Source organism: Microcoleus sp. A6-C6, from assembly GCF_036705955.1.
Classification (GTDB): Bacteria; Cyanobacteriota; Cyanobacteriia; order Cyanobacteriales; family Microcoleaceae; genus Microcoleus.
The window spans coordinates 1-21,216 of record NZ_JAUBVR010000076.1; the positions used below are offsets into that span (position 1 = coordinate 1).

The window sequence follows — 21,216 nt, forward strand, 5'->3', positions numbered from 1 at the left end:
GACTGGAACGGCTGACCGAAAACAGAAATAGAACAATGCGGGATGCGGTTAATAAAGCTGCTCGTAAGGTCATCAATCATTGTGTATCGTCCAAGATTAGTACAGTCATATTTGGATGGAACAAAAATCAGAAAAATTCGATCAACCTAGGTACAAAGACGAATCAAAAATTTGTTCAAATTCCCACGGGTAGGTTAAAAGATCGAATTGCTCAACTGTGCGAACAGTATGGAATCAAATTTGTAGAAACTGAAGAATCCTATACATCAAAAACTTCGTTTATTGATGGTGACGAACTGCCTAAATTCGGTGCAAAACCCGAAGGGTGGAAAGCTTCTGGAACAAGAATTAAACGTGGATTATATCGGACGGCGAAGGGGTGGCTAATTAATGCAGATTGCAATGGCTGTGCAAACATTGGTCGCAAAGTAGCAACAATACTTGGACTCGATCTAAGTGGAGTTGGTAGGGGTGATTTGTCAGCACCTGTAAGACTTAAATTATGGTCTTATGAATCCCCGTCCCTTTAGGGCTGGGGAGTTGTCAAAATTACTTATTCCTTCGGTCAACTGCCAACTGCCAACTATCAACTGTCAACTGCCAACTGCCAACTGCCAACTGCCAACTGTCAACTGTCAACTATTAACTGTCAACTGTCATCAAGAGTTTTAAGAGCCATTTCGAGTTCAGCCGTCAACAATTTTGCTTCTTTTTTGCCACTACCACCATTAACATAATCTGCCACCAAAATCGGAGCGCCGATCGCAATTTTTACCTGAGAACCCCATCGAGGAATACGCGGGCGGTAACGAATACTCATCGGTACAATCTTCACCCCCAAACCCGGTTTGCTCAACTCTGCTTGCATGGCTAACCGAGCCAATCCAGCCTTAGGAGGGTGAACTTCGCCATCCTGAAAAATGCCACCTTCGGGAAAAATGACTAACATTTCCTTGTCGAGGAGCAACTCCACACCGTAACGAAGACTGCTAACTGCTGGATGCTTGATATCGACAGCAAAGCCTCCCAAATGTCTGATGAACCAACCTTGCATTCCTTTGACTTCATCAGCAGTTACCATAAACCGCAAATCGCGTCCAGTCACCTTCTGTCCCGTTGAATAGGGCATCATCAGCGCATCCCACCGGGAGCGATGCGTCGGGGCTAAGATGACAGGCCCATCTTTCGGCAAGTGTTCCTGTCCGGTTATCTCAATCTTGCCAAAATAAAACGGTAGGACAATATAGTGACCTAGCGGATAGAACAAGGAGGTTAACCAAGGAGAAACGCGAGAGGTATTAGATGCTACCTTGGCAGGCATTGGCTTCACTAGATATGATTTACTGGACTCAATGGCGATCGCGGCAGTATGGCGCATGGCAATTACCCTGCTTTATCGATATATAGAGTCTAAAGATATGTTGCTTGGCAAATCTTTAGTCTTTCGATGGGGACACTTTTGCTATTGGCATTTTGCCGATCGCCCGATCGTCCCCAACACAGATAATCTGTAACTGATAAAACCTTAGCTAACCAGACAGCAGAAAAGCAGATTCGTCAACCACCTGGAAAGATCGGGCAATTACTCATCTATTATTTCAGCTAATTAGCCAAGTTCGATTAAACATTCAGTCTTAGATGCACTTCGACCCAATAAACCGGGTTTTTGACCGCATCTGCGGGCTGCAACGAGGTATTTTCGTCCATCAAACCCGGTTTTTGACCACCAGGGCGATCGCAAACCAACATTGTCGAAAAGTATCAGTCCAAACTTTTACCTGTCAAATTTTCCGGCGGGCTTCAAACCAAGACAGCAACTGCGATCGACAAACAGACTCCATAATACCGCCTAGCACCTCCAATCGGTGACACGAAGGCGCGCTATCTGGAATATTAGCCACCGTCCGAATTGTGCCAGTTTTCGGGTCATCTGCACCATATACCAGCAAACCGATCCGAGCTTGGACAATCGCACCAGCGCACATCGGGCAAGGCTCCAGCGTTACGTACAGCGTGCATTGGTTGAGATGCCAGTCTTGCAAAACCTTGCCCGCCGCCCGCAGCGCCAAGACTTCAGCATGAGCAGTCGGATCGCAGTCTCGCTCTCGCCGATTTTGCGCTTCGGCAATCAATTTGCCAGCACCGTCAACAATGGCAGCACCTACGGGCACTTCACCCGCATCACCCGCTGCTTGTGCCAGTTCCACAGCCCTAGTCATCCAGCGTTGGTGAATAGCATAATTAGAATCACTAATAGACAACGGCTCTGTTGGCAAATTCACGGTATACCTAAGTAACTGAAAACATTTAATATAGTCTTACTTATCCACTTGCTGTGGAGAGAATTAAGTGCGATCGCTAAGAAAACAAATTTTTTAGGGAATTTATGGCATACTTGCCTAGCTAAAAACACTTAAGATCGATAAATAAAGTTACACCACAATCCCATCGAGAGTAATTTTGAATTATGGACACCACCCTGATTAGCACTGAAGTTGTTGAGCTGTTGTCCCGGATTAGCCGCCAAAAGCTCCGCGAACAAGATATCACTCCTTTGGTAGTGTTTGTGACTGCTCTGATTGCCATCCTGCGGGGAGTGATGATTATTGACAGGACGATCGCAGTTGAAGAAGAAGAACGGCTGCAAAAGACGCTAAAAGCCTTTGCTGCTGGCGATCCCCATCGGATAGAACTAATTCAGCGCCTTGTCAAAGGAGTCTCCAAACAGCAGGTTTACTTCAACCCTACGGAACTGCTAACCCTGACAGCTTTCTTTTCAGAATCAGAAAAACTGTTGCTGATCGGTTCCGGCTACGAAATGTCAGCGGTAGACGGACACATCGACCTGCGGGAGCAAATGTACCTACAGTCGATCGCAAACCGGCTCGGCCTCGACCCCAGACACATAGCAGTCGTAGACACTTTGTTTACCAAAGAAGGAGAACTCGACTCAGAAGCTTTTGTCGAAGTTCAAGCTTTACTCGCACCAAGCGAATTCTCCTCCCGCGATCCAGTATTTGCCAAAGCAGCAAAGCACCTGCTGAGTCTTTTGCAGCGTCAGTAATCCACCGCATTTAAATTGTTTCGCTGTAAAAGAGTGAGACACGAGGAAAAAAATTTGACGCTTTTTCAATTAATTCGCGGACGCACGAGTGGTCAGAAACCGGGTTTTTTCAGGAAAATACAGAGGTTACAGCCCGCCAGAACGGTAAAAACCCGGTTTATTTTGCCGGAAATGCGTCCGAATCCGTCTAAAATCTAAAAGCGAATTATCGCTGTCTGAATAGCTCCAACTCGGTCTCAAATTTAAACTTGATTGATATGCAAATTGAATGGCAAACCGCCAAAACCTACGAAGATATTCTCTATCACAAAAGCGGTGGCACCGCCAAAATTACCATCAATCGACCTCACAAACGGAACGCTTTCCGCCCCAAAACCGTGCAGGAATTGTGCGATGCCTTTACTGATGCCCGCGAAGACACAAAAATCGGCGTTGTCCTCTTTACCGGTGCGGGGCCTCATACTGACGGCAAATACGCTTTTTGTGCTGGCGGCGACCAAAGTGTGCGAGGTTCTGCGGGATATGTAGACGAAGGTGGTATACCCCGGTTGAACGTGCTCGACTTGCAGAAGTTGATTCGATCGATGCCCAAAGTTGTGATTGCTTTAGTTGCAGGATATGCGATCGGTGGCGGTCACGTTTTACACTTAATTTGCGACTTAACGATCGCAGCAGACAATGCCATTTTCGGACAAACCGGCCCAAAAGTAGGCAGTTTCGACGGTGGATTCGGAGCCAGCTATCTCGCCAGAGTAGTCGGCCAGAAAAAAGCCAGAGAAATTTGGTTTTTGTGTCGCCAGTACAGCGCACAGCAAGCTCTAGAAATGGGTTTAGTCAACTGCGTAGTGCCCGTGGAACAACTCGAACAAGAAGGGATGCAGTGGGCTGGTGAAATTCTGGAAAAAAGTCCGATCGCAATTCGCTGTTTGAAATCCGCTTTTAATGCCGACTGCGACGGTCAAGCCGGCCTGCAAGAACTGGCTGGAAATGCCACTTTGCTGTACTATATGACCCAGGAAGGCGCCGAAGGCAAACAAGCCTTTTTGGAGAAACGGGAACCGGATTTTAGTGAATATCCTTGGTTGCCGTAGCTCGATCGAGAAATGAGTTTTTGGGATTCCCTAATTCAAGTTACAGATGCTATTGATTGCTGTGAGTTGAATGAGCGGAATTTGCCCGATCGACTAAAATCGTCAGTAGAGTAGAGTTTTCCTGCTGCGGACGAACTATACCGAAACTGCTACTGTAGATTTTTAGGTTAACGCCCGGCCTGTCAACTGGCAGGCATTACGCTCAGAAACAGTGACGGCGGTCTCATGCAGAGTAACAATCGGTTCTTGCCACAGTCCAATTTCTGTGATGTTTTCCCAAGATGGCCCAAAAGGCGAAACCGCTAAAGAACAAGATTTCCACTGGCTTTGCACCGGCACGCTCAGCAGAGTACAAACACCCCCGCGTCTCCCTTCAGGAGTGTAGTGGCGGCAGTGACGGCAAGCTGAAGTTAATGGGGTTTTCATAAAAGTTCTTGGGTAAATCAGTTTCACCTCTAATTGTCGTGTGTGGAGCTAGCAGGTTTTAGAGCATCCTAGCCTTTAGGCAGTCTGGGTTGTAGCGATCCCCAAAGCATAATCAAATTTTATAATTTATTTATAATTTCGTTATATGTAGACACAATTCGCTCAGTCCTTACTCATTTTGTAGGTAAAAATACAGTAAAAAGTTGATAAAGTTGTCAGGGATCAATAAAAACGACAAATATCGAACGACGATGAGATGTTATGAATAAAATGTTGCTACAGATGCAAAAATCTGGTTAGAGTCTGGATAAGCAGCTTCCGGGACAAAGCAACAATTAAGTTTTAAAATAAAAATGAAAAGATCGCAAATGGCGATCGACAGCAGGCTCAAGAGCAGCAGTTGCCTTGACGCCAAAAACAGCTAATTCTCAAATAGGCAAGTTTTAAAGCTTATTATTGATCTCTACATAGGACTTACGCACTTACCCAAATGTTCAAATATACAACAGCAAAAAAAGTATACTAAAATACATTCTCCCAGATTGTTTGAGAAATTTTGAGAAAAAGCTTTAGTTGATGCTGCTTTCTGCATCGCGCAAATCAAGCAGTCTTGTTATGCACACCAAAGAAAATTTGTACAGTGCGTAAGTCCTATCTACAATCAAAAGATTAAAATCAATTCACAGGCGGTAGGAATTTTGCTAATGAGTAAGCGTTCTTCGGTGGAATCCCCAAATCATCAATCCTCATCAACCCCAATCAAGCCTGCTTTGCAAGCAGTCCTGGGGTGTATGGATGTAAACCTAGAAGCAGAACTGACAACGTACAGAAGGCACAGGCGGCGCGCCGAACAGTGGGTGTCGCCATCAGTTCGCAGCGGCAAGCAAACAGGCACAACCGAGCAACAGCAGGCCCAAAACCTGCCGCCGCAGGCTGCGGAGGAAACCCAGCAGCCGCTGTCCCTGCCCCTATCTCTTGCCGGCATCCAGGGCGATGCCCCGCTAGCTACTACTAGGGGAGGCACAAAATTATCTAGCAGTGGCTTGGCACCGAACAACTATCTCGAATCCAGCGAAAAATTGATCGAAAGTTTGGATGAACAAAAAGCCGAGCCCGCAGAAGAACGGAGTTTAGCCGCCAGTCTGTTAACACCCTTGGGACTGAGTTCGATGCTGCTGTTTCTGCTGTCCTGCACAGCTTTGGGTTACGCAGTTATGCACCCGTCAAGTCTGGCTAAAATGGCAGGCCTGAATCGTTTGCTCGATCGCACAACCCCCTCTGGCAACGAAAGTCCGCCAGCTACAACCATAGATAGCAGCAGCAAGGAACTGCCGAAAGATAATCTGGCAGCCAAAGAATTTGTCGATCTACGTTTGGACACTCTGAGCAACGTCAACCCGACAGCCAGCCCGATTGCTTCCCCATCGCCAAAAGCATCAATCCCGCCCAATCCAGCAGCACCTCCAGCCCCCATCGGCGCTGTCCCGATTCCTACAGAAGACGGCAACCCGGCCAGAGGTAGGGAACAAGGACTCAACAATCTGAGTAGCGCTTTGCTTCCCAGTCCCAGCCCCAGCGCCGCCCAGCCTGTCCCTACTCTGCCGACACTGCCTCCAACACCCTCCCCAGCCCAGCCTGCCACCGCATCCCCGGCGACAGCAGCCCCGGCAGCAGCAGCCCCGGCCGCAACAGCCCCGCTAGGAAATCCGACACGGGCTGCCGACGGTTTCTATTACGTTGTCACCGATTACACCAATGAAAAATCGCTGCAACAAGCCAAAACCGCAGTTCCTGATGCCTACGTGCGGAACTTCTCAAAGGGTGTCAAAATTCAAATGGGGGCTTTGAACGATGCTGCCTCAGCAGAACGTTTGGCAAAGGAACTCCAAGCAAAAGGGGTGAAGCCGCAATACTATCAACCATAAACTAGGTAAAGGGTGAAAAAAATTCACTAAATTGTTAGACAAAGCTAGACAATGATCAATGTTTTGTCTAACACAAAATTGGTTTTTAAATTGTCAATTTCCAGTCCTAAATCTAAAATTTAAGAAAATAGGGAGATAGGTAAAATGGGATTATTCGATCGCCTGTGGCGAGTGATTCGAGCCAATATTAACAGTTTGATCGGGGCGGCCGAAGATCCAGAAAAAATTCTGGAACAAGCTGTAATGGATATGCAGGAAGATTTAATCCAGCTCAGACAGGCTGTAGCAGGGGCAATTGCCGCTCAAAAACGCACCGAACGCCAGTGTTCGCAAGCTGAGTCCACAGCCACAGAATGGTATCAGCGGGCGCAGCTAGCTTTGCAAAAAGGTGAGGACAATTTGGCGCGGGAAGCTCTGACGCGCAAGAAATCTTATCAAGAAACGGCAACGGCGATGAAAGCTAGTCTCGGACAGCAGAATGCTGTTGTGACTCAGCTTAAAGACAATATGCGATCGCTCGAAAGTAAAATTTCTGAGGCAAAATCTAAAAAAGATATGTATATTGCCAGGGCTCGATCGGCAAAAGCCTCGGAAAGGCTGCAAGAAATGATGGGAAATCTCAGTACCGGCAGCGCTTTGAGCGCTTTTGAAAAAATGGAAGAGAAAGTCATGCAGCTAGAAGCTCGCTCCGAAGCCATCGCCGAACTCGGAACCAGTGATTTAGAAAAGCAGTTTCTCTCTCTCGAAGGTGCTGGCGATGTCGATGCCGAGTTGCAGGCGATGAAAGCACAAATGCTTCCGGGCAATAATACACCCAAATTGCCGTCGGGCGAGCCGCCCGCATCCTGAACCTGAACCAGCAGCACAATAGTTGGGAAGGCAAAAAATTTTTAACAGCGGAGCTAGAGATACTTCACAAGCGTGTTGGGGAATTCCCGGATCGAAGTTAAACTCAATAGATAGGTGCATCCATCAGCTTGCCTGCACCACTGACTCGATCGCTTTAAACTGTATTTATATGTTTGCAAAATTGCCAAAGGCTCGATCGCACTAAAAATCTGACCAACTGAGTCTCACCATCGCGGGCTAACGCTATCAAGCCTGCTTTCCGCCTACTTCGTACACCTCACCAGGAAAAATAGCATTATGGGATTATTTGACCGCATTAGCCGAGTCGTCAGAGCCAATCTTAACGATATGGTCAACAAAGCTGAAGACCCGGAAAAGATTTTAGAACAGTCCGTTACGGATATGCAGGAAGACTTGGTGCAGTTGCGTCAAGCCGTTGCCAGCGCGATCGCCGCTCAAAAGCGCACCCAGACTCAGTACAATCAAGCTGAATCCCAGTCTAACCAGTGGCAACAGCGCGCTCAACTCGCCCTGCAAAAAGGAGACGAGACTTTGGCCCGCGAAGCTCTGGTACGCAAAAAGTCTCACGCTGAAACGGCTGCTACTCTGAAATCCAGTCTAGAACAGCAATCGGGTCAGGTGGAAAGCCTCAAGCGCAACTTGATTGGTTTGGAGAGCAAGATTTCCGAAGCTAAGACGAAGAAGGATATGCTCAAGGCGAGAATTTCCGCTGCGAAGGCTCAGGAACAGCTCAACAACACCATTGGCTCCCTAAATACTGGCAGTTCAATGGCAGCTTTCGATCGCATGGAAGAAAAAGTTTTGCAGATAGAAGCTCGCGCGGGAGCTTCAGCAGAACTGGCGGCTGGCGGCAGCGATTTAGAAGCAGCTTTCCGCTCGCTCGAAGCCGGTGGCGATGTTGACGACGAGTTAGCTCAGATGAAAGCTCAACTGACTGGAGGTTCTGTGTCTCAAGGTCAATTGCCGGCGGCGGGTAAAACTGCGGCTGCTCCTAGTACCTCGGAGGCGAGTCCGGTGATTGATGCTGAGTTGGAAGAATTGCGATCGCAGCTCAATAAAATGTAGTAATTTCTATCAAAATTCACCTATTTCTCAGATGATAGCTTTGATAGAATGCTCCGCCTACCTATAGCGCTAGCTTGGGGAAGTCGGAGCTTTTTTCAGCCAAAATCTAGCCATACATAAATTTTGCATTCTGTCAAGTATCTTTATATTGAATTAAGTATTTAATTCTTTAAAAAAGTGATAAAGTGACTTTATTGTTTGCCATTACGCGGGCTTGGCTACTCGTAGCAGTATAAATAACGGTAGTGCTTTTATGTAAAGGATGCAGGATAAGAGCTCTGTGCCAGTCTTTTGAGGAGTCTCATGATGAGATTCCCTACCGAGTGTCTATCGCCAATGCGCCAAGATTTATACGGATCATTGGGAAGCCTATGCTGCGGTTGTACGCCCGTAAACGGCATAAGTCGGTCGATAAGGAAAGTGGATTAACCAGTTACATTGAAAGATTGAATAATACGCTCAGACAGCGAATTTCGCGATTAGTCAGGAAAACGTTATCGTTTTCTAAGAAGTTGGATAATCACAAGGGTGCTATTTGGAACTTCATTCATGACTACAATCACCAAATCAGATTAGCAATGCTGAAGGCTCAACCGCCTCAATTTTCTCCATTCTTTACATAAAAGCACTACCGTATTGCCCAGTAAACCTCATCGTAGATAAAAATAGTGGTTGAGCTATATCGATCGCTTCAATTGCACCATTCGACGAATATCTAGGTTGGTGAGAAAGAGCTGATCCTTCTCTAAGAAATTGGAAAATCATATTGCTGATTTTTGGCGTTTGGTGCATCATTATAATGCTAGTTTACAACTCTAGATGCTTACTTTTCTTTGAATTTGGTTTTGTTTTATCATCTTGATCCTTTCCTTCAGAGCACTACCCCAGAATTTGAATGGAATCCAGAAAAATGCCTCTGGGTTAGGAAAATTATCTAGCTGTAGGTGATAATTATTTCAGGTCTAATTATTTAGGAGGTGCGATCGTGGTCATTGCTTCAACCAACCCGCCAAACCTTGCTTCAGATGCAACAAAGACTCGCTTCACTCCAGATGAATACCGGGCGATCGAGGAAACGGCCGAAGAACGTCACGAATACTGTAACGGAGAGATTATTGCTATGTCAGGAGGTTCAGAAGTCCACAGCGCGATCGCCTGTAACTTGTTAATTTACTTGGGATTTTTGTTAAGAGACACCGATTTTCGCTTGTATAACAGCGATTTGCGGGTTTGGATTCCTGAATATCACTGCGGAACCTACCCTGATTTGATGATCGTCAATGGCGAACCGGAGCTCAATGGCGATCGCACGGATGAAATTCTCAATCCTTTGCTGATTGTCGAGGTTCTTTCGCCGTCTACTGAAGCCTATGATCGAGGTGAAAAGTTCCGAAAATATCGCTCTCTGGCTAGTTTTTGTGAATATCTGCTGGTTAGTCAAACTGAACCATATATTGAGCAATATTATAATTGCGATCGCCCAAATAGCGATCGCTGGCAATGGCAAGTGTACGATCGGGTGGAAAGGGCGATCGTCCTACACAGCTTAAATATAGAACTGCCGATGGCTGAAGTCTACCGCCGGATTAGTCTTTAAGGGCGATTTATCTAGCTTTCTCATCTCTTAGAGGTTAACAGCAGAGGTTTTATGAAGAAGGATAAAGAGAACGAAATGGAAGACGAATTACTTGCTGAGTATGACTTTGCTCAGATGAAAGCAGGTGTTAGAGGCAAGTATGTTGAACGATATCGTGCAGGGACAAACTTAGTGCTTTTAGACCCCGATATTGCCCAAGCTTTTCCGAATGATGCAGCAGTAAATGAGGCATTGAGGATGTTAATCGAGATTGCACAGCGTCAGTAGTCCAATACTGCGGTGCAGCAGACGGAATAAAAATTATCGGTGAACTTTCGCCATTTTTCGACACTCTGTTTAACTAGAAATATAAGTTTAGGAGAAAGCTATGGCTACTCTAGTTCAAAACCCCACGGAAAACCTAACTGAAAATCAAGTTGAAACCCCACCGGAACAAAAAATTTTGACTGATGCCGAATTCATGGCACTCAACCGAGATGGACACCGCTATGAACTTGTAAATGGAGAACTAATTGATATGGGAAACTCTGGTGCAAAACACGGTTATGTTGCCGTTATTTTGAGTGCTGCCTTGTTTAACTGCGTATCAACGCGAAAATTAGGCGCGATTTTCGATTCCAGCACTGCTTTCAAGATGAAATCAGGAAACAAGCGATCGCCCGATGTTTCTTTCATGGCAAAAGAACGCCTGCAAGGGCTAGATGATCTCCCCGATGGCTTCCTAGAAGGTGCGCCGGATCTGGCTGTAGAAATCCTCTCTCCTAGCAATACAGTGGAAGAAATTCACAATAAACTTGTAGAATATTTTGAGAATGGAGCGCGTTTGGTTTGGGTGATTCATCCTAAAGAACAGTATGTTTTGGTGTATCGATCGGCTCAGTCACCCGATCGCCTGCTCAAGTCTACGGACTCCCTCGATGGCGAAGATATCGTCCCTAACTTTACTCTGGCGGTTGCCGAGTTATTTCAAAAGCTTGATTTTTCATAAAAGGGCGATCGAACTCTCCACACACAAAAACCGGGCAACTTTAAAGCTACCCGGCTATCCAAACTTGAGACTTCAAACAAATCTAAAATCTCAACCTAAAATTATTAAACAGCTACAGTCTTCTTAGTAGAAGAGCTCAATTCGCCCTTAGCATACTTAGCTGCAAAATCGTCCAAAGACACTTGCTTGATCTTTGTACCGTTACCGGCGCAACCGAAAGAGTTATAGCGATCGCTACAAACCTTCTGCATATACTTGATCGACGGCTTCAGGAAGTGGCGCGGATCGAATTCCTCGGGCTTAGCAAACAAAGCTTCGCGCACCGCAGCGGTAATCGCCAAACGGTTGTCAGTATCAATGTTGATCTTACGCACGCCGCACTTGATACCCTTTTGGATTTCTTCCACAGGTACGCCGTAGGTTTCGCGGATTTTGCCACCGTTGCTGTTGATGATTTCCAGCAATTCTTGGGGCACAGAAGATGAACCGTGCATTACCAAGTGAGTATTCGGCAAGCGGCGGTGAATTTCTTCGATGCGGCTGATTGCCAAAATTTCGCCAGTTGGCTTGCGGGTGAATTTGTAAGCGCCGTGGGAAGTGCCGATCGCCACTGCGAGAGCATCAACACCGGTTTGCTCAACGAAATTAACAGCTTCTTCAGGATCTGTCAGCAATTGATCGTGAGACAAAGCACCTTCAAAGCCGTGGCCGTCTTCTGCTTCGCCCATTCCTGTTTCCAGAGAACCCAAGCAACCCAGTTCGCCTTCAACGCTAACGCCGATCGAATGAGCAACCTTCACAACTTCGCGAGTAACTTCAACGTTGTACTCGTAGCTGGCGGGAGTCTTAGCATCTGCTTCCAAAGAACCGTCCATCATCACGCTGGTGAAACCTTGGCGCATGGCAGAATAGCAAGTGCCGGGGGCATTGCCGTGGTCTTGGTGCATACAAATGGGAATGTGAGGATAGGTTTCAACTGCTGCCAAAATCAAGTGGCGCAGGAAATTTTCTCCAGCGTAGGAGCGAGCGCCGCGAGAAGCTTGCAAAATCACGGGGCTGTTGGTTTCGTCAGCAGCGCGCATGATCGCTTGGATTTGCTCCATGTTGTTGACGTTGTAAGCCGGTAGGCCGTAACCATTTTCAGCCGCGTGGTCGAGCAGCAGTCGCATAGGTACAAGCGCCATAGATATTCCTCCTAATTATTTGTGGTTTCTGGGCAGTGGATTTTGGACAATTTCAATTCTTACGATAATCTTAAGACAATTTGTTGCCGATCGCGCATTATGTTTCCAGATTTACTTAAAAGTTCAAAAAACAAAATTTTGAGCTCTGAGCATTCAACTCAGAACTCAAAACTATTGTTTTTTTTATGGGTCGCCCGGGATTTGAACCCGAGACCAATCGGTTAAAAGCCGAATGCTCTACCGCTGAGCTAGCGACCCGCGAAAACACTGTTACCGCACACAAGTTCTAATAGTAGCACCCGTCTATTTAAATAGCAAGTCTTTTTCAAAAAAAAGTTGCCGTCATGCGAACCAGCATCTGGCAAGTCGCTCCCGGCTGCAAATAAATCAAGTGTTCGCCAGTATTGATGGCATTTCCAGGAGCCGTCCAAGGTTCCACACAGTAAAAATCCTTGCCCTTCACTGTCCAGAAAACCAACTTCCCATAGCTGGAGTTGTAACTGACGGTGAGCCGCAAGCCCCGCGCCGCGTCAGTGACAGTAGCAGCAAGACCGGTCAGTTCGTCAAAGGAAACATCAATTTCATCCAGAGTCGGGTCAAAAACCCCTGTGAAATAGCCCTTTTCGTGGGTATTCTGATCTCTGTACTGCATCCCTGGAATCTCAAAGCGCAGATTTGTCTTGTCGGGAGCTAAAAAGTAAGGATGCAAGCCGCTAGCAAAGGGCATGGGCTCGTCACCAAGATTGGTGTATTCCTGCACAATTTCCAAAGAATTGCCTTTAATTTGATAAGTAAAAGCTAATTGGAAATCAAAGGGATAAACAGTCTGGGTCTTCTCGCTGCTGTTGAGCACCAGAGTAAGAGCCGCGCAACCCTGCGTAAATTGTTCCGTCACCTTCCAAGGTAAGTCGCGAGCAAAGCCGTGCTGTGTGAGATGAAGCTCGACTCCCTTGTGGGTGTAAGTGTTATCGGGGAGATTGCCGCAGATGGGAAACAAGATGGGAATCCCGCCGCGTACAGTTAGATCGGGATTGGCGAACCGTTCCGCGTCCAAGTAGAACATTTCTTTGCCTTCAACCAGCCAGCTAGTGGCAATACCACCCCGTTCCGGCACAACTTCTAGGGTAGAGTTAGCGGTTTCGTCGGAGAGGATATAGGTTTTGTACTGCTTTTGCTTTAGCGCGATCGCAAACACATTTGTCATTGGTAGTAGGTCGTCGATCATTGGTTGTTGGTAAATCGGTCGTTAATAATTGGTCGCTAGTAGTTGATTTTCGCCCATTACCACCCCTTTGCTCCGCGTGTATCCTCCCTCGGACTCCCACGGGCTAACCCACGTTCGCAGCTATAGGAGGCAGGGCGATCCGCGGCTTCGAGCGATCGCTGCTTTTTCCCGGAATGATCCTGTTTGTCGGCTGCTGTTTGAGTGCGACTTTGAAAGATAGATCCGGAGTCGGGGGAAGATAGCTTTGGGGACTGAGTACCCCTCCCGAAGTGGAAGATGGGGGCGAAATAAATGGTTCTTTGATGAATGGTTCTTTGCTAAACGGAGCTGGTTCCCGGCTGGGATTTTCCGGTTTATTGCGGTAGATGCGCGGCGGCAAATTTTGACTCGGAGGCGGGCTTGACTCAATTGCAGGCCCAGTCCCGTTTTGGAAAAATGAGGAGTTGTCCGGCTGTTTGGGGGCCGCAGGTACAGCGGGCAAAATCAGAGTAGGTTTCGGTTGTCCTGGGGCTGGCAGATTGGTTTCTCCAGTCAGGGGAAGTGGGGAATTAAGCGCGGGCTGTGTATCGCTTTTTGCTACTCCTGGTAAGGTCGAATTTGGAGTTTTTGGTGTCAATCCTGGGTTGATTGGGGCATCGAGAACTACAGAAGAGCGCATCGGTCGATCGAAAATACTAGAAATTTGCTCGACGTGTTTGAGAATGCGATCGCCCGCTGCTCCATTCACCACCTTCGGCTGAAACTTTTTCACCTCCACAGGCAAAAATTCTACTTTCATATTCCTGTCTTTGAGCGATACTTTGAGGACTGCGGTATCGTAATCGCTGCGAGCATTCCCCCCGAATATAAAATTACCTAATGAGTAAACAATCGGGCGGCCCTTGTAAACTTCGGCACCTTGCAGGACATGAGGGTGGTGTCCCACTACCAAATCTGCACCTTGGTCGATCGTGAACCGAGCCAAATCTATCTGCCAGTCCCCCGGATAATCTGCCAATTCGACTCCCCAGTGGTAATTAACCACAATCCAGTCTACCTGACCCCTGAGAGCTCGAATATCCTCCGCCACGCGATTGTTCCGACGGGCGTTAATACCCGCTTTTCCTTGGTCGGCGGAGTTAAAGTCGGAATCGTAATAACCTAGGTACGCAATCCGCTGACCCTTAACCTCAATAATATCTGGACGCCTCGCTTCTTTAAGATCTCTACCGGCTCCCAGATGCCCTATACCAGCATTATTTAGAGTATTTAGAGTCTCCACCAGCCCCGGTTCCTCGTAATCCATAGCGTGGCTATTTGCCAGATTGACAATATCCACTCCTCCTGCTGTTAATACTTTCACCGATTCTGGATCGGCTTTAAAATTTAATTGTTTTTTGCCAGAGCCCAAGGTAGAGCTAGTCAGGGGGTTTTCTAGATTAACCATCGATACATCTGCTTGCCGGTACTCGTCCATATTGGCGAAAGCCCAATCATAATCGTTACCAGCAGATGCTGCGATCGCATCCGATAGATTCACATTTCCTCCGAACATCAGCGTGACGGTGGGGTCGTAGGGATTAGCAACCTGCTTTTGTTGGACTACAGGTACTAATTCTAAGGCCGCTTGCACCGCATCGGGACGTTTGGGAGGTGGGCCCGACATTACCGCAGCTTGCTGGTAAGCAGAGACTGGGGATATTAGCCGCAGGGCTACAGCCTCGTGGTAGCTCACCCAACACCCTAAAATAAATGATGCCAGTGCCGATCCCACTAGCAGCAGAGAACGATATGTTTTAAATTTAACCCAATCGACGACCAATAGGGAACGGTCACGTCGCTGTCGGCGGTTTGCGGGAGTCACAATTCGGACTGACTGTTTCCAGAGAATCTCTGGTTCCCCAGCCAAGCGCGCGTGAATTCGCACCCCTTCTACTGCTGGCGAGTTTAGTCTCCAGAGTTGGTGACAAATAAATTTAACTAAGCCTTCGCGGAGAGTGCTCCCCAGTAATGTATGGTCGGACACAAATTCACGCTGGAATTCTACCAAAATTTGCACACATCCAGCCTGAGCCTGTTCGACGCGGGCATAAATCCCTTCGGGTCTCAGCAAGCTGTCAATCCAATAATTCAGGGCTTGAAAGTTGCCCGATCGCGCTAGCTCCAAGATAGACGGCTGCGACCAATTTTCTGCATATACCATCAATTAGCCTCCTTAACAGGTTCGAGCGATGACTTCAATTTGTTTTGAACGGAACTACAATTCTTTTAGCTTAACCGCCACTTCGCTGCCCGTTTTGAAGCTAGTTGTTGGTCGCCACCATTTTCTACACTTAGGTGATGCCTGCTGTCAATGATTTTTATCACATTTTGGTATCTAGATTTTTGATTTTTGATTTTTGATTTGAGTCAAGAGGCTGTGGGCTAGCGCTCAAACTAAGGTCAAAACTTGAGAGTTTCCTAGCGGCTTGAGTCAGCAGACTACCAACGGAAGGTTTAAATGAAATTGAGATTTTCTGATTTTAGCGGTAATTGGCGACGATCGCGATCGGCAAAACAGATGCTGCTAGGACGAGATCCCTAGAAGGTGTGTCAACAACACGCTAAGTAGCATTCGGTTTGCTGCTTGGCGAGTCGGTTCGATTTATCGTTGATGATTTGGGAAATTTGCTTTCTCTAACTTCTAGGGAATAATCTTGGACAGCTTGGGTAATTGTTGCTCGCAAATTGACGTAAGATTTGGCAAAAGGCGGTTGTTTTTCGGAAAGTCCCAACAAATCGGAAGTAACCAAAACTTGTCCGTCGCAGTGCGGCCCGGCGCCGATACCAATGGTGGGAATAGTTAATTTTTGGGTAATTTGAGCAGCTAAGTCTGGGGGAATGTGTTCTAGGACGATCGCAAAAGCGCCGGCTTCTTGAAGTGCGATCGACTCTGCTAGGATGCGATCGGCAGATTCCGCTGTTTTGCCCTGTTTTTTGTAGCCAAGTTGGTGTACCGACTGGGGAGTTAAACCAACGTGTCCCATCACCGGAATCCCAGCGGATGTTAACTGCGAAACCGTAGCCGCCATTGCTGGATATCCGCCCTCCAATTTTACAGCTTGAGCGCCAGTTTCTTTCAAAACTCTTCCCGCCGAGTGCATGGCTTGCTGGGGACTTTCTTGGTAAGTCAAAAACGGCAAATCGACAACAACTAATGCTTGCTTGACTGCGCGACGCACTGCTTTAGCGTGGTGCAGCATTTCATCGAGGGTTAGGGGGAGTGTTGTCTCGTAGCCCAAGACTGTCATGGCGAGGGAATCGCCGACGAGGATGATGTCAGTGCCTGCTTGGTCGATGAGTTGGGCGATCGCATAATCATAACCCGTCAGCGCCACAATTCGACGCCCTTGTTGTTTCCACTGAATCAGTTGATGAGTAGTTACTGCCATTTTATTACAAAAATATAGCCTTTTTAGATAGATGAGGTATAGCCTTTTTCAGAAAGATCAGGTACGCTTCCGGCATTGGGCATTGGGCATTGGGCATTGGGCATTGGGCATTCGGCATTCGGCATTGGGCTATCCTCACTTTTTTGAGAACCGCTATATGTCTGGCAATTGCTAATGACTAATGGAGAGGAAAAGTTTTTAACCACAAGTTTTAAGCTTGTTTCTGATGACCAAAAACAATTGGTTTAAAGCGTCTCCCTGAGCGGGAAAAATTAAAATCAGACGATTAATTGCTTCAATCCTCTTCCTTCTTTTGTCAACTGTCAACTGTCAACTGTTAACTGTTAACTGAATGAACTGATTTTTCGCTCGAACTGCTATATGAATTGTCGATCGCCATTTTTTGCCTAGTCTCGCTCGATCGCCTCGCAGCATCCGCCACCTTCAAAGCGTACAAACTACTGGTATTTTCGACGTACAAAGGCGTACCGTTTAATAAACAGTCTAACACCATATCCATATCCTTAGCAAACAAACCGCGCCGCGTTCCTACTGGGATATTCTGCCGATTTTCTCCCTGAATTAATTGACCGGATTCGGGAGTGAAAATCATGGTTCCGGCTTCTCCGTAGATGGTAAAAATGTTTTCTGAATGCCAAAAAGTCTCTCCTTTGCCATAAACAGCTTCAGCGACAGCGCCATTGACAAAGCGCAACTGTGCATTACACAAACAAGCTTTGTAGAAATCCGGCTTAGTGTCCCAAAATTGAGTTTGACAGTTAACGGTTGTGACTTCGCCGAACAAATCAGTGAATCGGTGCAGTCGAGAAATTGCCCCAATTAAGGGAAACCCAAATAGGGAATGCTGAAAAGTCCAGCGCTGCGGCGCGTTACGCTGAGGAGCGATAGTAACGTAGCGGGCATAAAAAACTTTACCGATTAATGGTAAGGATTCTTTGATTGAGGAGTGCAAACCGCCTAACAGTTCGATGTGTTCGATGTGGAGGAGTTTTTGTTTTTGGGCGGCAAGTTCGATCGCCCTTTCGGCCTCAGATACATCTAAAGATAGAGGATATTCGACTACAACGTGCTTGTCATTTTCCAGCGCCGCCAGGGTAATCGCCCCGTGATCGCGGTTTACCGTGCAGACAATTACCAAATCTAAGTCGTCTCTTTCCACCAGCTTGCGCCAAGAAACCTCAGCTTCCGCGCCGAATGCTTGACAAAATGCTGCGGTTTTCTGCGGGTTGTTGCCCGCGACTGCGACTAAGTTCGATCGCACGTCAGCTACCAGCATCTCGGCCCTCAACTTAGCTGCAAAACCAGTACCCACAATCCCCACGCGAATTGGAGAATTTACTGCAAAACCAATGCCAGTATTAATTTGAGTCATAGGATTTTAGGTTTTAGATAGTTACAGAGTGGCGGTAATGGGGTTTAGGATGCCATCGCCCAAATTTTATGCTGCGGGGACAAATTTAAGCAAGTTGGGCTGAAAGTTGATCGATACAACGCATACCAATAACCCTAGTTTTTGGGCTGTACGGCTCAAAACAGGATTTTCCGCGAAACCCGGTTATTTTGCGTAAGTCTTGCGCGAACAGTATTACACCGCTGAGTCCAAGATAGGTATAAGTAATCAAGATGAAATCAGAAAAAGTTATAACTAATCCCATTCATTTTTTTGTAAATAAGTGTTGCAAGCTGACTTCTTTCCCCTACTATCATAGAGGGAACAAACCTAAGAGCTAACCTCAAAGCTGATAGAGCATTGAAGTTTGCATTAGGAAAACTTATCAATATTGTTGAATTTTTGAGAGGATTTAGTGCATGGCAACTTACAAAGTTACCCTCATCAGCGAAGCCGAGGGAATCAACCAGACCATTGAGGTTGATGACGATACTTACATTCTTGATGCTGCCGAAGAAGCAGGACTCGACCTACCTTACTCTTGCCGCGCTGGAGCTTGCTCCACCTGCGCCGGCAAAATCACCAAGGGCGAAGTTGACCAATCTGACCAATCTTTCTTAGATGACGACCAAATCGAAGCCGGATTTGTTCTGACCTGCGTCGCTTATCCTAAGTCTGATTGTACGATCGAAACTCACCAAGAAGAAGCCCTCTACTAAGGAAGGATTCTCGTCAGTCGAGCTAATTAACCCGGTTTCTTAATGTAATTAAGCTGAAATAGCTCAATTACATTAAAAAACTGGGTTTTTGCGTTGAAAGACTGCGATAGAGAGAAAGACGGCGGTTAGAAACCGCGTCTATACAAAAAATCTCCGCAGCAGCAGACGGCGGTTAGAAACCGCATCTACGCAAACGATGTCCGCCTCCGCGGACTCAAGAAAGAAGATAACGTAATTTTTATCGGCCACTCTTCAACCCTCGCACCATCCGGGTTTTGTTTGTATAGACGCGGTTTCAACCGCCGAATCTTATGGCGAATCTGATGCTATTCGCGCCAAAATGTAATGGAATCGTTGAGGGGCACAACTTGAGCGCCGGGAAAATAAAAGCCGAGAATTCGATCGCCATTCCAGCCCAAATTAGCTAAATTATAAGAACCGGTTTGACTCATTCCCACGCCGTGTCCGAAACCGCCTCCGACAAAAGCATAACCGTTCAGAGTTTTATCAGCATTGTAAATCGGTTCTAGGTAAAAAAGCGTGCTAATCGGCGGGTAAAAAGCATTGCGAATCTCATCTTTATCGATATCGATGGGGCCCAAATCAGTTTGTACCTTCATTTGCAAAACTCGACCAGCGGCTGACCTTTCCACCACTTCAACTTTTGTGAGAGTTTTAAAATTAGCTAGCGGGTGCTTTTTCTTCTGAAGATACTGGCGCAAAAATCCACCAATCGATGTCAGTGAAACTTGTTCACGCCAGCGGAAGGTTTCTTCTTTTTCCTCATTAAACCCTGCTTTCAGAGTCATAAAGCGGCGGAAGTTGGTTTCGTCAGACAAGCTCTGCTTTGTCAAATCCCAGACGTTCTTGGGGGAATCGATGATCGATCGCAAATATGGACGTTCCGGGCCGTGCCACACATCGCCAAAAGTCGCTGTCACGCCGCCGCTAGACGCTGAATAGAGCGCGTCTACTAGCTGATTTTCGTAAGTTAGGACTAAACCTGCTGTTTGGGCGATCGCCTTATCGCTCTGTGGAAAAACCTCCGTCAAACCTTGATAAACTTGACAGTTAACATCAGCGCACAACTCATAATTATCCACAGCAAACCGGCGCAAATTTCTCAGGGCGTAGGTTCTCGCTAAAATAGTTTGAGCGACAATCGAAGCGTAGGGCGAAAAAGCCCCAATTTCGTGAGGAACAACACCCCGCAAATAAGTTTCAGTCAGCACCTCATTAACTAAAGTATAAGTGCCGTAAGAATTTTTTTGCAGGTGCAAACTGCCACCATAACGGCGAGTTTGTTGAAGAGCTTTTTCTAGTTCAGTAGCTGTCGCCTCTTGGGTAGTTTGTTCCAATACCTCGATCGTATTTTTTCCAGCAGTCACATCCAACTCATTGCGGTTGAAACGAAAGCCATTTAAAATCCAAAATGCTTGAGGTATTTGTTTGATAACTTTGGAATCCAAAAAAGCTGTTTTGTTACCTTGAGCTTGCAAACTTTGCAACAACCAGCGCCGCACTATAGGAGAGTTGTAAGTATCTCTTTTTGCCCAAACTTGCCAGCGCAAAGGTTGAGCAATTTCTACATCAATGCCTTTAGCGCGCCACTGATTAGCGCTATCTTCTGCGCTTTCAAAACTGCGGTGAGAACTCAGAACAACCCGTTCTTCTACTAATGGCGATTGCAGGGGTTTATTGGCAATTTCTAGCTTGATGCTGGGAGCAGTTTTGGTTTCTGTGCCTTGAGGAGTTTTGTAACTTAATGTTAAGCTGTCGCCCGGTAATGCTTTCAGCGTGAGTTTGTCGGTGGCTTTAGTACCAAACCGCTGCACCACGCCAATTTTGATTAGTCTATTTTGGGGAGTTTGGGCGTTTCCCGCAGCGCTGAAAATGGGCAACAGGCACAATGCGGTGAATACAGTGCTATAAATGCAGCTAAACCATTTGTAATTGGGACTTGGAGGTGTTTGAGCGAACACAGTTATCTGTCTCCAGATAGTTGAAATTTGGGGAGTTTTGATTGTACGTTAGCACATTTGGCGGCTGCTATAGGGGAATTGCCGAAGATCGGCCAATACACTTTGGCTAGTCGTAGGGTGTGTCGCCTGCGATAAATCCCTAAAAAAGAGCGACTTTTCGAGTAGCGACGCACCTTGCAAAATAGTTGTGTTCTGGTGAAACCGGGTTTCTTCGTAGATTTCTCGTGACTAAACACAAAATTTCATAGAAACCCGGTTT

At 46.7% G+C, this 21,216-nt stretch carries 20 protein-coding genes, 1 tRNA gene and 1 pseudogene; 12 read left to right on the forward strand and 10 right to left on the reverse strand.

What is annotated here, in order from left to right; translation table 11 throughout:
- Nucleotides 1–530: transposase (locus tag QUB52_RS23530; RefSeq protein WP_332975340.1), on the forward strand; the 530-nt coding region annotated here is incomplete at its 5' end.
- A gap of 119 nt (nt 531–649) precedes the next feature.
- Here QUB52_RS23530 and QUB52_RS23535 read toward each other — a convergent pair.
- Nucleotides 650–1,378, reverse strand: a complete 729-nt coding sequence (locus tag QUB52_RS23535) for a lysophospholipid acyltransferase family protein (protein ID WP_332970696.1) — start codon at nt 1,376–1,378, stop codon at nt 650–652.
- On the opposite strand from QUB52_RS23535, the gene QUB52_RS23540 reads away from it, so the two are divergent.
- Nucleotides 1,377–1,514, forward strand: a complete 138-nt coding sequence (locus tag QUB52_RS23540) for a hypothetical protein (protein ID WP_265239365.1) — start codon at nt 1,377–1,379, stop codon at nt 1,512–1,514. The two genes, QUB52_RS23535 and QUB52_RS23540, sit on opposite strands and share 2 nt — an antisense overlap.
- A gap of 267 nt (nt 1,515–1,781) precedes the next feature.
- On the opposite strand, the gene QUB52_RS23545 is transcribed toward QUB52_RS23540, so the two are convergent.
- Nucleotides 1,782–2,219 carry a nucleoside deaminase gene (locus QUB52_RS23545; protein WP_265239369.1) on the reverse strand — a complete coding sequence of 146 codons (438 nt, stop codon included), beginning with the start codon at nt 2,217–2,219 and terminating at the stop codon, nt 1,782–1,784.
- A 248-nt stretch (nt 2,220–2,467) separates the two neighbouring features.
- Between QUB52_RS23545 and QUB52_RS23550 the strand changes: the two genes are divergently transcribed.
- The gene (locus QUB52_RS23550; protein ID WP_265239364.1) at nt 2,468–3,064 is read left to right on the forward strand and encodes a TerB family tellurite resistance protein; all 597 of its coding nucleotides are present in this window, start codon (nt 2,468–2,470) and stop codon (nt 3,062–3,064) included.
- 257 nt (nt 3,065–3,321) lie between these two features.
- The gene (gene menB, locus QUB52_RS23555) at nt 3,322–4,155 is read left to right on the forward strand and encodes a 1,4-dihydroxy-2-naphthoyl-CoA synthase (RefSeq protein WP_265239368.1); all 834 of its coding nucleotides are present in this window, start codon (nt 3,322–3,324) and stop codon (nt 4,153–4,155) included.
- Between the two features lie 162 nt (nt 4,156–4,317).
- On the opposite strand, the gene QUB52_RS23560 is transcribed toward menB, so the two are convergent.
- Nucleotides 4,318–4,581: a hypothetical protein gene (locus tag QUB52_RS23560; protein ID WP_265239363.1), complete on the reverse strand. Its 264-nt coding sequence runs from the start codon at nt 4,579–4,581 to the stop codon at nt 4,318–4,320.
- Nucleotides 4,582–5,285: 704 nt separating this feature from the next.
- Between QUB52_RS23560 and QUB52_RS23565 the strand changes: the two genes are divergently transcribed.
- The 7 genes and pseudogenes from QUB52_RS23565 to QUB52_RS23600 all read left to right on the forward strand — a co-directional run bounded on the left by QUB52_RS23565 (nt 5,286) and on the right by QUB52_RS23600 (nt 11,026).
- The gene (locus tag QUB52_RS23565) at nt 5,286–6,506 is read left to right on the forward strand and encodes an SPOR domain-containing protein (RefSeq protein ID WP_332974930.1); all 1,221 of its coding nucleotides are present in this window, start codon (nt 5,286–5,288) and stop codon (nt 6,504–6,506) included.
- Nucleotides 6,507–6,650: 144 nt separating this feature from the next.
- Complete coding sequence (locus tag QUB52_RS23570) at nt 6,651–7,355, forward strand: PspA/IM30 family protein (RefSeq protein WP_265239360.1); 705 nt, start codon at nt 6,651–6,653, stop codon at nt 7,353–7,355.
- Nucleotides 7,356–7,652: 297 nt separating this feature from the next.
- Entirely contained in the window at nt 7,653–8,441 is a 789-nt protein-coding gene (locus tag QUB52_RS23575) for a PspA/IM30 family protein (protein ID WP_265239359.1), read from the forward strand.
- Nucleotides 8,442–8,754: 313 nt separating this feature from the next.
- A pseudogene (locus tag QUB52_RS23580) lies at nt 8,755–9,064 on the forward strand (IS1 family transposase); the annotation flags it as partial.
- A 362-nt stretch (nt 9,065–9,426) separates the two neighbouring features.
- A complete protein-coding gene (locus QUB52_RS23590; RefSeq protein ID WP_265239253.1) occupies nt 9,427–10,038 on the forward strand; it encodes a Uma2 family endonuclease in 612 nt (203 codons plus the stop codon).
- A 75-nt stretch (nt 10,039–10,113) separates the two neighbouring features.
- Nucleotides 10,114–10,305: a hypothetical protein gene (locus QUB52_RS23595; RefSeq protein WP_332974927.1), complete on the forward strand. Its 192-nt coding sequence runs from the start codon at nt 10,114–10,116 to the stop codon at nt 10,303–10,305.
- A gap of 100 nt (nt 10,306–10,405) precedes the next feature.
- Complete coding sequence (locus QUB52_RS23600; RefSeq protein ID WP_332974925.1) at nt 10,406–11,026, forward strand: Uma2 family endonuclease; 621 nt, start codon at nt 10,406–10,408, stop codon at nt 11,024–11,026.
- 104 nt (nt 11,027–11,130) lie between these two features.
- Here QUB52_RS23600 and fba read toward each other — a convergent pair whose 3' ends face one another.
- The 6 genes from fba to QUB52_RS23630 all read right to left on the reverse strand — a co-directional run bounded on the left by fba (nt 11,131) and on the right by QUB52_RS23630 (nt 18,238).
- The gene (fba, locus tag QUB52_RS23605; RefSeq protein ID WP_265239256.1) at nt 11,131–12,210 is read right to left on the reverse strand and encodes a class II fructose-bisphosphate aldolase; all 1,080 of its coding nucleotides are present in this window, start codon (nt 12,208–12,210) and stop codon (nt 11,131–11,133) included.
- A 186-nt stretch (nt 12,211–12,396) separates the two neighbouring features.
- Nucleotides 12,397–12,468: transfer RNA gene (locus QUB52_RS23610), tRNA-Lys, on the reverse strand.
- A 67-nt stretch (nt 12,469–12,535) separates the two neighbouring features.
- Nucleotides 12,536–13,405, reverse strand: a complete 870-nt coding sequence (locus QUB52_RS23615) for an aldose epimerase family protein (RefSeq protein ID WP_442923218.1) — start codon at nt 13,403–13,405, stop codon at nt 12,536–12,538.
- 133 nt (nt 13,406–13,538) lie between these two features.
- Entirely contained in the window at nt 13,539–15,617 is a 2,079-nt protein-coding gene (locus tag QUB52_RS23620; RefSeq protein ID WP_265239258.1) for a CapA family protein, read from the reverse strand.
- A gap of 400 nt (nt 15,618–16,017) precedes the next feature.
- Entirely contained in the window at nt 16,018–16,845 is an 828-nt protein-coding gene (panB, locus tag QUB52_RS23625) for a 3-methyl-2-oxobutanoate hydroxymethyltransferase (protein ID WP_332974923.1), read from the reverse strand.
- 337 nt (nt 16,846–17,182) lie between these two features.
- Nucleotides 17,183–18,238 (reverse strand): Gfo/Idh/MocA family protein, encoded by a 1,056-nt coding sequence (locus tag QUB52_RS23630; RefSeq protein WP_265239260.1) that lies wholly within the window; start codon nt 18,236–18,238, stop codon nt 17,183–17,185.
- Between the two features lie 437 nt (nt 18,239–18,675).
- Here QUB52_RS23630 and QUB52_RS23635 point away from each other — a divergent pair, with 437 nt between their 5' ends.
- Entirely contained in the window at nt 18,676–18,975 is a 300-nt protein-coding gene (locus QUB52_RS23635) for a ferredoxin (RefSeq protein ID WP_265239261.1), read from the forward strand.
- 326 nt (nt 18,976–19,301) lie between these two features.
- On the opposite strand, the gene QUB52_RS23640 is transcribed toward QUB52_RS23635, so the two are convergent.
- Nucleotides 19,302–20,957: a SpoIID/LytB domain-containing protein gene (locus QUB52_RS23640; protein ID WP_332974922.1), complete on the reverse strand. Its 1,656-nt coding sequence runs from the start codon at nt 20,955–20,957 to the stop codon at nt 19,302–19,304.
- Nucleotides 20,958–21,216 lie beyond the last annotated feature (259 nt).